General features: G+C 76.2%; 12 protein-coding genes. 8 read left to right on the top strand and 4 right to left on the bottom strand.

The genetic code is table 11. From position 1 onward, the window contains the following. Positions 1-3: 3 nt before the first annotated feature. Positions 4-1,173: an acyl-CoA dehydrogenase family protein gene (locus D450_RS0103150; RefSeq protein ID WP_017537224.1), complete on the bottom strand. Its 1,170-nt coding sequence runs from the start codon at positions 1,171-1,173 to the stop codon at positions 4-6. Positions 1,174-1,185: 12 nt separating this feature from the next. Further along, the gene (locus tag D450_RS35115; protein WP_017537223.1) at positions 1,186-2,253 is read right to left on the bottom strand and encodes an acyl-CoA dehydrogenase family protein; all 1,068 of its coding nucleotides are present in this window, start codon (positions 2,251-2,253) and stop codon (positions 1,186-1,188) included. 226 nt (positions 2,254-2,479) lie between these two features. Between D450_RS35115 and D450_RS0103140 the strand changes: the two genes are divergently transcribed. Next, a complete protein-coding gene (locus tag D450_RS0103140) occupies positions 2,480-3,064 on the top strand; it encodes a TetR family transcriptional regulator (RefSeq protein ID WP_193789644.1) in 585 nt (194 codons plus the stop codon). Positions 3,065-3,086: 22 nt separating this feature from the next. Continuing rightward, positions 3,087-4,199 carry a steroid 3-ketoacyl-CoA thiolase gene (locus D450_RS0103135; protein ID WP_017537221.1) on the top strand — a complete coding sequence of 371 codons (1,113 nt, stop codon included), beginning with the start codon at positions 3,087-3,089 and terminating at the stop codon, positions 4,197-4,199. On the opposite strand, the gene D450_RS31695 is transcribed toward D450_RS0103135, so the two are convergent. Together D450_RS31695 and nadA are read right to left on the bottom strand one after the other, a co-directional pair. Then, a complete protein-coding gene (locus tag D450_RS31695; protein WP_051063546.1) occupies positions 4,196-5,440 on the bottom strand; it encodes an RNA polymerase sigma factor in 1,245 nt (414 codons plus the stop codon). The two genes, D450_RS0103135 and D450_RS31695, sit on opposite strands and share 4 nt — an antisense overlap. Before the next feature lie 106 nt (positions 5,441-5,546). Beyond that, a complete protein-coding gene (nadA, locus tag D450_RS0103125; protein WP_017537220.1) occupies positions 5,547-6,527 on the bottom strand; it encodes a quinolinate synthase NadA in 981 nt (326 codons plus the stop codon). A 71-nt stretch (positions 6,528-6,598) separates the two neighbouring features. Between nadA and D450_RS0103120 the strand changes: the two genes are divergently transcribed. The 6 genes from D450_RS0103120 to D450_RS0103095 form a co-directional block, all read left to right on the top strand. Further along, positions 6,599-7,306 carry an NUDIX hydrolase gene (locus D450_RS0103120; protein WP_275041837.1) on the top strand — a complete coding sequence of 236 codons (708 nt, stop codon included), beginning with the start codon at positions 6,599-6,601 and terminating at the stop codon, positions 7,304-7,306. Between the two features lie 31 nt (positions 7,307-7,337). Beyond that, entirely contained in the window at positions 7,338-7,982 is a 645-nt protein-coding gene (locus D450_RS0103115; protein ID WP_017537218.1) for an HAD family hydrolase, read from the top strand. Beyond that, a complete protein-coding gene (locus D450_RS0103110; protein ID WP_017537217.1) occupies positions 7,979-9,121 on the top strand; it encodes an ABC transporter ATP-binding protein in 1,143 nt (380 codons plus the stop codon). The genes D450_RS0103115 and D450_RS0103110 overlap by 4 nt, the downstream gene beginning before the upstream one ends. Positions 9,122-9,264: 143 nt before the next feature. Further along, entirely contained in the window at positions 9,265-9,762 is a 498-nt protein-coding gene (locus D450_RS29290) for an ABC transporter permease (RefSeq protein WP_017537216.1), read from the top strand. After that, positions 9,759-10,448, top strand: coding sequence for an ABC transporter permease (locus D450_RS0103100; RefSeq protein ID WP_017537215.1), 690 nt, complete (start codon positions 9,759-9,761; stop codon positions 10,446-10,448). The genes D450_RS29290 and D450_RS0103100 overlap by 4 nt, the downstream gene beginning before the upstream one ends. 20 nt (positions 10,449-10,468) lie before the next feature. Further along, positions 10,469-10,959: glycine betaine ABC transporter substrate-binding protein (locus tag D450_RS0103095; protein ID WP_017537214.1), on the top strand; the 491-nt coding region annotated here is incomplete at its 3' end.

Genomic DNA, 10,959 nt, shown 5'->3' with positions numbered 1-10,959 from the left:
TCCTCAGCGCGGGGCGCGGGGCAGGCCCAGCCCGAGCGTGGCGATCAGCTCGCGCTGCACCTCGTTGACGCCGCCGCCGAAGGTCATCACCAGCGACCCCTTGGCGGCGGTGTCCATGCGCTCGGCCAGGTCGGCGGTGGCGGGGTCGGCGGGGTCGCCGAAGCGCGCCACGGTCCGGGCGACGAGCCGGGGGACCTCCTGGAGGCGCTCGCTGGCGTAGACCTTGTTGGCCGAGGCGTCGGGGGCGCCGAGCCACCCGCTGTCGATGCCGGCGGCGACCTGCCAGTTCAGCAGCTCGTTGACGCGCAGGTAGGCGTGGACGCGGGCGAGGGCGCGGCGCACCTGGGGGTGCTCGTCCGGAGGGCGGCCGCCGGGTCCGCGGGCGGTGCGGGCCCACTCCCGGAACCGGTCGTAGGTGCGGCCGATGGTGCCGGAGGGGCCCAGGGTCAGGCGCTCGTGGTTGAGCTGCTCGATGATGATGCGCCAGCCCTCCCCCTGGCCGCCGATGCGGCGGCCGGGCGGCACGCGCACCCCCGAGTAGTAGGTGGCGTTGGTGTGGTGGTGGCCGTCGGCGGTGGTGACGGGGGTCCAGGAGAAGCCGGGGTCGGCGGTGTCGGCGATGAGCAGGGTGATGCCCCGGTGGCGGGAGCCGGGTTCTCCGGTGCGGGCGGCCAGCCAGATGTGGTCGGCGAAGTGCGCCCCGGAGGTGTAGAGCTTGGAGCCGTCCACGGTGTAGCCCCCCTGGCCGTCCGGGGCGGCCGTGGTGCGCAGGGCGGCCAGGTCGGTGCCGGCCTCGGGCTCGGTGTAGCCGATGGCGAAGTGCAGCTCGCCGGCGAGGATGGGGGGAAGGAAGCGCGCGCGCTGCTCGGGGGTGCCGCGGCGCAGGATCACCGGGGCGACGGTCTGCAGCGTGACCAGGGGGTAGGGCACCCCCGCCCGGGAGGCCTCGTTGACGAAGATCTGCTGTTCGAGCGGGCCCAGGCCGCGGCCGCCGTACTCCTCGGGCCAGCCGAGGGCGAGCATGCCGTCCCCGCCCAGGCGGCGGACCACCCGCTTGTAGACCGCGGGGTCGTCGGCGGCCCGCTCCCGCTCCTCGTCGTCGACGGCGCGGGCGAAGTAGGCGCGCAGCTCGTCGCGGAGCCGGAGCTGGTCGTCGGTGAGGTCGATGTACACGGACCGCTCCCTTCAGGCCGCGCCGCACACCAGGGCGCCCAGGGCGTCCAGGCGCGCCTCGGGGCCGCCCAGGGCGGCCGCGGCCCATGCGGCGGTGGCGAAGTGCCGGTGCAGGGGGTAGGAGGTGTCGACGCCGAGCCCGCCGTGCAGGTGCTGGGCGGCGTGCAGGGCGTCCAGCGCGTCCTCGGTGACCAGCAGGGCGGCCGATTCCAGGACGGCGCCGGTGGTGTCGGCGCCCCGGTCCAGGCGCCAGGCCCCGGCGAGCAGGGCGGCGTCCAGGGCGCGCAGGGCGATCCAGATGTCGGCCACGCGCAGGGTGACCGCCTGCAGCTCGGCGAGGGGGCGGCCGAACTGGTGCCGGGTGCGCACGTGCGCGGTGGTCAGGTCCAGGGCGGCGCGCAGGGCGCCGGCGGCGGTGGCGGCAAGGCCGGTGAGCGCGCAGTGGTGCAGGGTGCGGGCGGCGGCGCCGGTGGTGTCGCCGCCCAGCAGGGCCGCCTCGGCGACCCGCACGCCGTCCAGGCCGGCGCGGAAGGCGGGGACGTGGGCGCCGGTGTGCTGGGGGGCCAGGGTCAGCCCGGGGGCGTCGGCGGGCACCAGGACGGCGGCGGGGCCGTCGGCGGTGCGCACCGGCAGGAGCAGGGTGTCGGCCCGGTCGGCGTGGGGCAGGCCGGCCGCGGCGCCGTCCAGCCGCAGGCCGGGGCCCTCGCGCCGGGCCGACACGCCGAGCGGTCCGGCCGGGTCGCCCGCAACGGCGGGGGCGGTGGTCAGCGCCCGGCCCTCGGCGACGGGGGCCAGCGCGGCGCGCTGGGCGGCGGTGCCGCACAGCGCGACCGGCAGGGTGCCCAGGGCCAGGGCGGGCAGCAGCGGGGCGGGGGCGGCGCGGGCGGCGGCCTCGCGCAGGACCAGCGCCGCGCCGACGGCGCCCTGCCCGGCGCCGCCGGCGTCGGCGGGGACGGCCGTGCCGAGCACCCCGGTCCCGGCCAGGGCGCGGTGCAGGCGTTCGGGGTCGTCTTCGCGGTCCAGGACCTGCGCGGCCAGGGCGCGCAGCTCCTCCTGGGCGGGGTCGGGGGAGAAGTCCACGGATCCTCCTCAAATCTAGAACGGATTCTAGTTTGCCGTGCCCGGAAGGGGAAGGGTGTCCGCAATTCGCCGGTTAACACGGCCGCAACATCGAAAGATGAGGCCTTCTCCACAGTTGTGGAAGGCTGAACTGGTGGGCGATCCTTAGATAACGTGTTCTTGTGGACGGGACATGGACGGGGAACGAGCCGGGAGGGGCACCGTGGCGGTTCAGGCGCCGGTAGGGATGCGGTCGCGGAGTCAGAACCAGCGCCGCAGGCGCATCGTGCAGACGGCCGCCGCGCTGGCGCTGCGGGGCGGCGTCGAGGCGATGCAGATGCGCACCGTGGCCGAGCGGGCCGGGGTGGCGCTGGGCACCCTCTACCGCTACTTCCCCTCCAAGATGGACCTGGTCGTGGCCGTGGTCACCGAGGAGCTGGACCTGCTGGAGTCCAGCATCGAGCGGCGGCCGCCGGGGGCGCCCACCGCGGCGGGCCGGGCGGTGGACGTGCTCATGCGGGCCACCCGCGGGCTGATGCGCGAGCCGGAGCTGGCCGACGCGCTGGTGCGCTCGCTGATCATGGCCGAGGTCAAGACCGAGCTGGGGCGGCGCATCACCGACCTGCTGTGGCGGGTGGCGCAGGGGGAGGGCGAGGACGCGCCGGCCGAGCCCGACCGGGACGCCCCCGCCTACGTGCTGGCGGGGTCGCTGGCCAGCGTGTGGATCTTCGAGCTGCTGGAGATCCTCAAGGGCCACCGCGACGTGGAACAGGTCCAGGAGCGGCTCACGGTCACCGCCGAACGGCTGATGCCGGGCCTTCAAAACGAGTAGAACGCGTTATAGTCTCGCGGTCATGGCCGAGCCCGTGATCGTGGAAGCCGTTCGCACTCCGATCGCCCGGCGGCGCGGCGCGCTGGCCGGGACCAAGCCGGTGGAGCTGCTCGGGCGCGTCCAGCGCGCCGTGCTCGACCGCTCCGGGACCGACCCGGCCGAGGTGGACCAGGTCTTCGCCGGGTGCGTCACCCAGGGCGGGGAGCAGGGCAACCACGTGGGCCGGCACGCCTGGCTGTACGCCGGGCTGCCCTGGTCGGCCGGGGCCACCACGCTGGACGCCCAGTGCGCCTCGGGCCAGCAGGCGGTGCACGTGGCCGCCGCGATGATCGCCTGCGGCGCGGTGCGCACCGCCGTGGCCTGCGGCGTGGAGGTGATGAGCCGCGTCCCGCTGGGGCGGGCCGTGCACCCCGACGACCCCCGCCCGGCCGACTGGGACGTGGACCTGCCGGACCAGTTCACCGCCGCCGAGCGGATCGCCGCCCGGCGCGGCCTGACCCGCGCCGACCTGGACGCCTGGGGCGTGCGCTCGCAGCGCCTGGCCGCCCGCGCCTGGGCCGAGGGGCGCTTCGACCGCGAAGTGGTCCCGGTGGCCGGGCTGGACCGGGACGAGGGGCTGCGGGAGACCACCGCCGAGGGCCTGGCGGCGCTGCGGCCGGTGGCCGAGGGCGGACTGCACACCGCCGGCACCAGCTCGCAGGTCTCCGACGGGGCCGCCGCCGTGCTGCTGACCGGCGCCGACCGGGCGCGTGAGCTGGGGCTGCGGCCCCGGGCCCGGCTGCGCGCGCACACCCTGGCGGGCGCCGAGCCCCGGTACCACCTGGACGGCCCGGTGCAGGCGACCACGGCGGTCCTCGACCGGGCCCGGATGAGGCTGGGCGACATCGACCTGGTGGAGGTCAACGAGGCCTTCGCCTCGGTGGTGCTGTCGTGGGCGCGGGTGCACGGCCCCGACCACGAGCGGGTGAACCCCAACGGCGGCGCCATCGCCCTGGGCCACCCGGTGGGCGCCACCGGGGCCCGCCTGCTGGCCACCGCCCTGCACGAGCTGGAACGCCGCGACGGCACGACGGCCCTGGTCACCATGTGCGCCGGCGGCGCCCTGGCCTCCGGCGCGGTCCTGGAGCGCCTCTAGGGCGAGAGCAGGTCGGCCAGCTCCTCGATGAAGCGGGTGACCGGGCCGTCCCGGCCGCCGCCGTCCCCGTCGTCGGTCGGCGGCGGCTCCGGGGACGGCTCCGCGGAGGGGGCCGACTCCGGCGGGGCGGTCTCCTCAGGGGGCTCGGGCTCCTGTCCCGGGGGCGTGCCCGGTTCCGCCGGCGGTTCCCCGGACGGGGCCGCCGACGGCGCCCCGGACGGCTGCGGTGCGGCCCCCTGCGACGGGGCGGTGCCGCCGCCGGTGCCGCCGGGCGCGCTGTCGGGGCGGATGTGCGCGGTCGCGCCCGCGCTCGGGGGGCCGGTGGCCGGGGCGCGCCGGTCGGCGACCGGCGGGGCGCCCTCGGCGGTCAGCGTGCGCGGCTCGTTGAGCAGGAACGCCGCCGCCGACAGCAGCACCGCCACGGCGACGGTGACCAGGCCGGAGACCGCGGCGCCGGGCCAGCGGCGCCCCTCGTCCCCGGGCGGGGCCCCCAGCGGGACGTCGGCGGTGGTCACCCGGTCGCCCGCGGGGAGCGCGGCGGCCTCGCGGGAGGGCGCCGGAGGCGGTGCGGTCTCGGCGGAGGGCGCGGCGGGCTCCGCAGCGTGCGCGGGGGCGGCGTGTGGGCCCCGGCGGCGGTGCAGCGGGAAGCCGTCGTTGCCCAGGGGGCGCATCAGTTCGGCGGCCTCCTCCCGCTCGACCCGCCCGGACGGGGACGAGCAGGCCCGCACCGCCTCGGCGCGCAGCGCGGCCGGCGGGCCGGGCGGCTCCAGCAGCTCCAGGGCGGCCGCGGGCTCCACCGGCTCCCCGGCGAGCAGGTCGGCGGCGCGCCGCTCGGCGGCCCGGCACAGCTCGGCGCAGGTCTCGGGGTCCAGCCCCAGGATCTTGGCGATCTGCCCCGCGGTCAGGTGGTGCCGCCGGTGCAGCTCCAGCAGCTCCCGGTAGCTGGGCGGCAGCCGCTCCCACATGGCGCGGGCGGGGCGCTCGCCGGGGGCGGCCGCGACCCCGGCGAAGGGCGGGGCGGCGGCGAACCCGGCGTTCCGGCAGGCCGCCCGGGCCAGGGCGAACAGCCAGGGGCGCAGGTCCTCGGCGTCGGGCAGCTCGCCGGACAGGCACACCGCGGCCATCAGCGCCTCGCGGACCGCCCCGTCGGCGGTGCCGGGGCCCACCAGCGTCCAGCAGTAGCGGTACAGCTCGGCGGCGTGCGCGTCGTACAGGGCCGCCGGCCGGCTCCGTGGTGCCATCGGCTCCTCCCCTCTGTGCCCGGGCCTGTGTGCCCGAGGGTCCCGCACCGGCCGGGGCCATGGGCCGCGTGCGGGGGGAAGGAGAGGAATCCGTTATCGAAGGCGCTCACTCGCCCCCGCGCGAGGGGGTGCCGATGGCGATCATCCGCTCCACCGAGCGGCGGGCCCGCTCGGCCGTGTCGGCGTCGACGTGGATCTCCCCGCTGCCGGTGCGCAGCGACCCCAGCAGCTTCTCGCCGGTGATCATCTTCATGTAGTGGCACTCGGCGCGCGGGTTGACCGGCTCGAAGGAGGTGGCGGGGTTGGCCGCGCGCAGCTGGTGCAGCATCCCGGTCTCGGTGGCGATGAGCACCTTGTCGGCGGTGGTGGTCTCGGCCGCGGCGAGCATCCCGCCGGTGGACAGGACCTTGACCCGCTCCTGGGGGACGGTGCCCTCGCCGACCAGGTAGAGCGCGGAGGTGGCGCAGCCGCACTCGGGGTGCACGTACAGCTCGGCGTCGGGGTCGGCGGCCGCGCGCTCGCGCAGCGCGGCGCCGTCGATGCCGGCGTGCACGTGGCACTCGCCCATCCACACGTGGATGTTCTCCCGCCCGGTCACCCGCTTGACGTGGGCGCCCAGGAACTGGTCGGGCAGGAAGAGGATGTCGGTGTCCTCGGGGATGGACCGGATGACGTCGGCGGCGTTGGAGGAGGTGCAGCAGATGTCGGTCTCGGCCTTCACCGCCGCGGTGGTGTTGACGTAGGCGACGACGGCCGCGCCGGGGTGCTCGGCCTTCCAGGCGCGCACGTCCTCGGCGGTGATCGTGTCGGCCAGCGAGCAGCCCGCCGCGGGCTCGGGCAGCAGCACGGTCTTCTCGGGGGCGAGGATCTTGGCCGTCTCGGCCATGAAGTGCACGCCGCAGAAGACGATGGTGTCGGCCTCCACACGGGCGGCCAGACGGGACAGGGCCAGCGAGTCGCCGGTGTGGTCGGCGACGTCCTGGATCTCGGGGCGCTGGTAGTTGTGGGCGAGGATGACCGCGCCGCGCTCGTCGGCGAGGCGCCGGACCTCGGAGGCCCAGGTCTGGCTTGCGTTCTCGGTGGCCATGGCCGGTTCTTCCTTCGGAACGGGTTTTTGACTTGTAGGCAAAAACTCGGACAAGCCTAACATGGGGGGTCATGGAGGAGGCAGCGGGCATGGCGGGTCGGGCCGGGCACGAGGTCCTGGCCGCGGTGGTGCAGATCCGGTCGGGGCGCCTGAGCGTGCTGCTGTGGCGCCGGGCCCGTCCGCCGTTCGAGGGCGCCTGGGTGCTGCCCGGCGGCAGACTCGGCGCCCGCGAGGGCCTGGGCGAGTCCATCCGGCGCCAGCTGGCCCAGAAGGTCGACGTGCGGGACCTGGCCCACCTGGAGCAGCTGGAGACCCGCGGCGCCCCGGACCGCTGCCCCGGCGGACGCATCCTGGCCACCGCCTACCTGGGGCTGGTCCCGGCCGACGTGGAGCCGGTGGTGCCCGCCGACACCGCCTGGCACCCCGCCGCGGACCTGCCGGCCATGGGCTACGACCACGCGGCGATCGTGCACTCGGCGCACCGCCGGCTGCGCGCCAAGCTCTCCTACACCAACATCGGCTTCGCGCTGGCCCCGCCGGAGTTCACCATGTCCGAGCTGTCCGGCTACTACAGCGCCGCACTGGGGCACGACGTGGCCGCCACCAACCTGCGCCGGGTGCTGCTGCGCCGCGGCCAGATCGAGGAGACCGGCCGCTCGGTGCCCTCGGGCCGCTCCGGGGGCCGCCCGGCGGCGCTGTTCCGGTTCCGCGCCCGGCGCCTGGAGGTGACCGACGCCTTCGCGGTGCTGCGGCCGCCCGGCGGCGGCCGACCGTGTTAGCGTCCCTTTCGTGAGGAATCGCAGTGGCGCCGTGCGCAGCGTGGTCTTCGACGTCGGGGAGACGCTGGTCGACGAGACGCGCATCTTCGAACGCTGGGCGGACCGGCTGGGCGTGCCGCGGCTGGCCTTCTTCGGCCTCATGGGCGGGGTGATGGCCCGCGGCCGGCCCCTGATGGACGCCTTCCGCCTGGTCAAGCCGGACTTCCGGCTGGAGGAGGAGGTCGCGGCCTGGAAGGCCGAGGACCCCGCCACCCTGGCCGACGGCTTCGATTCCCACGACCTGTACCCCGACGTGCGCCCGGCCCTGGCCGAGCTGCGCGCCCTGGGGGTGGGCGTGGTGATCGCCGGCAACCAGCCCGCCGCGGCCCGGACCGCGCTGGAGGCCATGGACCTGCCGGTGGACGCGGTGCACGTGTCCGAGGAGTGGGGCCTGGAGAAGCCCGACCCCGCCTTCTTCGCCCGGGTGGCCGACGTCGCCGGGGCCGCCCCCGGGGAGATCGCCTACGTGGGCGACCGGCTCGACAACGACGTGCTGCCGGCCCGCGCCGCGGGGATGGCCACCGTGCTGGTGCGCCGCGGCATGCACGGCTACCTGCACGCCGACGACCCCGACGCCAAGCACGCCGACCTGGTGGCCGACGCGCTCACCGACATCCCCGCCTGGATCTCGGGTTGATCACTTTCGAGGGCGTCACCAAGCGCTACCCGGACGGCACCGTCGCCTTGGACGGCCTGGACCTGCAGGCGCCCAGCGGCCGCACCACCGTGCTGGTCGGCTCTTCGGGCAGCGGCAAGACCACCGCCCTGCGCACCGTCAACCGGCTGGTCGAGCCCACCGGCGGCCGGGTGCTCATCGACGGCACCGACGTGCGCGAGCGCGACCCCGCGCTGCTGCGCCGCTCCATCGGATACGTGATCCAGCAGGCCGGGCTCTTCCCGCACCGCACCGTGCTGGACAACATCGCCACCGTGCCGCTGCTGCTGGGGTGGGGCCGCCGCCGCGCCCGCGCCCGCGCCGGCGAGCTGCTGGAACTGGTCGGGCTGGAGGCCTCCCAGGGGCGGCGCTACCCGCACCAGCTCTCCGGCGGCCAGCAGCAGCGGGTGGGGGTGGCCCGGGCGCTGGCCGCCGACCCGCCGGTGCTGCTCATGGACGAGCCGTTCAGCGCGGTCGACCCGGTGGTGCGCGCGGGCCTGCAGGAGGAGCTGCTGCGCCTGCAGTCCGAGCTGCACAAGACCGTCCTGTTCGTCACGCACGACATCGACGAGGCGGTCCGGATCGGCGACGGCATCGCCGTCTTCCGGCCCGGCGGCGTGCTCGCCCAGTTCGACGCCCCCGAGCGCCTGCTGGCCGAGCCGGCCGACACCTTCGTCGAGGGGTTCATCGGCTACGACCGGGGCGTGCGGCGGCTCTCCTTCTTCCCCGCCTCCCGGCTGGAGCTGCACCGCGACGCGGTGCTGGACGCCGGGGCCGACGCCGGCCGGGCGGCGCGCACCGCCGCCGCCACCGGCGAGCCCTGGCTGCTGGTCACCGGCCCCGACCGGGAGCCGGTGGGCTGGCTGTCGGCCGAGCGGGCGGCCGCCGCCGACCCGCACAGCCCGGTGGGCGCCCTGGAGCTGGCCGCCTACGGCCACGTGTTCCACGTGGCCGCCGACTCGCTGCGGGCCGCCCTGGACGCCGCGGTGCTCTCCCCGGCCGGCCGTGCCGTGGGTGTGGACCCCGACGGCGCCGTGGCCGGGGTGGTCTCCCAGGCCGACCTGGCCGCCGCCATCTGGTCGGTAGGCGAGGACCACGGGCACGGTGAGGGGCATGGGTGAGGAGCCGCTGATCCGCTGGGACTGGATCGCCCGCGGCCTGGAGGACCCCATCGGCACCGCCCTGGTCCAGCACCTGCAGCTGTCGCTGATCCCCATCGCGCTGGGCCTGCTGGCCTCGCTGCCGNCGGCGCCTCTCCCCGCCGGTGCTCACCGCGGTCAACGTGCTCTACGCGGTGCCCTCGATCGCGCTGTTCTTCCTGCTGCTGCCCTACACCGGGCTGACGGTCTGGACCGCGGTGCTGCCGCTGGCGCTGTACACCCTGGCGATCCTGGTGCCCAACATCGTCGACGGGCTGCACCAGGTGCCCGACCACGTGCGCCAGGCCGCCACCGCGATGGGCTTCGGCCCGCTGCGCCGCCTGGTCCGGGTGGAGCTGCCGGTGGCGGTCCCCGCGGTCATCGCCGGGCTGCGGGTGGCCTCGGTGGCCACCATCAGCATGGTCAGCGTCGCCTCCATGGTGGGGCTGGGCGGCCTGGGCGCGCTGATCCTGCGCGAGGGCTTCAACAACCGCTTCGCCACCCCCATCATCGTGGGCGTGGTGCTCACCGCCGTGCTGGCCTTCGCGGTGGACGCGCTGCTGGTGCTGGCCCAGCGGCTGCTGACCCCCTGGGCGCCGCGGCGCGGAAAGGGGCGGGCATGAGCATCGCCGAGCTGGTCGCCGCCTGGTTCGCGGACCCGGCCACCTGGACCGGGCCGGACGGCGTCCCCGCCCGGTTCGCCGAGCACACCGCCTACTCGGCGGCGGCGATGGCCGTGGCCGCCGCGATCGCGGTCCCGCTGGGCCTGGCCACCGGGCACACCGGCCGCGGCGGGCTGTTCGCGGTGGGGCTGGCCAACGTGGCCCGCGCGCTGCCCACCATCGGGGTGATGTTCCTGGTGGTGCTGCTGATGGGGATCGGCCTGGTCCCGGTGCAGGTGGCGCTGGTGGTCCTGGCGGTGCCGCCCATCCTGGTCAACACCTACGAGGGGGTGCGCGCGGTCGACCCCGGCCTGCGCGACGCCGCCGCCGGGATGGGCATGCGCGGCGGCCAGGTGCTGCTGCGCCTGGAGCTGCCGGTGGCCCTGCCGATGGTGCTGGTGGGGCTGCGCACCGCCGCGGTGCAGGTGGTCTCCACCGCGACCATCGCCGCCTACGTCGGCGTGGGCGGGCTGGGAAGGTTCATCTTCGACGGGCAGAACCGCCAGGAGTTCGGCATGGTGGCCGGGGGGTCGCTCCTGGTGGCGCTGATGGCGGTGCTGGTGCTCGGCCTGTTCTGGCTGCTGCGGCGACTGGCCGTGGCGCCGGGGCTGCGCGCCCGCGAGGCCGCCCGCACGGTGGAGTCATGACCAGGACGGGAGTGGAAGCGATGCACACGATGCGAACGGCGGGGACGGTGGCGGCGGCCGGGGCGCTGGCGCTGGCCGCCACCGCCTGCGGAGGCGAGGACCCCTACGCCGACGGCGGCGGGGGCGGCGGCTCCGGCACCATCACCGTCGGCTCGGCCGACTTCCCCGAGTCGGCCCTGCTGGCGCAGGTCTACGCCCAGGCCCTGGAGGCGGCCGGCAGCGAGGTCGAGACCACGCTCAACATCGGCAGCCGCGAGGTCTACTACGACCAGGTGGAGTCGGGCGCCATCTCGGTGCTGCCCGAGTACAACGGCGGCATCCTGCTCTACCTGGACCCCGAGGCCGAGTCCGGGGACACCGAGGAGACCGACGAGCGGGCGTCCCGGGCCCTGCCCGACGGGCTGAGCATCCTGGACTCCTCCCCGGCGCAGAACAAGGACTCGGTGACGGTCACCGCCGAGACCGCCGAGGAGGAGGGCCTGACCGAGATCGGGGACCTGGAGGGCGCCGC

This window comes from Nocardiopsis halophila DSM 44494 (assembly GCF_000341245.1).
Classification (GTDB): domain Bacteria; phylum Actinomycetota; class Actinomycetes; order Streptosporangiales; family Streptosporangiaceae; genus Nocardiopsis_A; species Nocardiopsis_A halophila.
Note: the sequence above shows the minus strand (reverse complement) of the source record. Positions and strands in the feature narration are given on the sequence as shown.

Coding starts and splice junctions, on each gene's coding strand:
- nadA (WP_017537220.1), bottom strand. CDS start 6,527: ATGGCCACCGAGAACGCAAGCCAGACCTGGGCCTCCGAGGTCCGGCGC.
- D450_RS31695 (WP_051063546.1), bottom strand. CDS start 5,440: ATGGCACCACGGAGCCGGCCGGCGGCCCTGTACGACGCGCACGCCGCC.
- D450_RS0103140 (WP_193789644.1), top strand. CDS start 2,480: ATGCGGTCGCGGAGTCAGAACCAGCGCCGCAGGCGCATCGTGCAGACG.
- D450_RS0103120 (WP_275041837.1), top strand. CDS start 6,599: ATGGAGGAGGCAGCGGGCATGGCGGGTCGGGCCGGGCACGAGGTCCTG.
- D450_RS0103135 (WP_017537221.1), top strand. CDS start 3,087: ATGGCCGAGCCCGTGATCGTGGAAGCCGTTCGCACTCCGATCGCCCGG.
- D450_RS0103100 (WP_017537215.1), top strand. CDS start 9,759: ATGAGCATCGCCGAGCTGGTCGCCGCCTGGTTCGCGGACCCGGCCACC.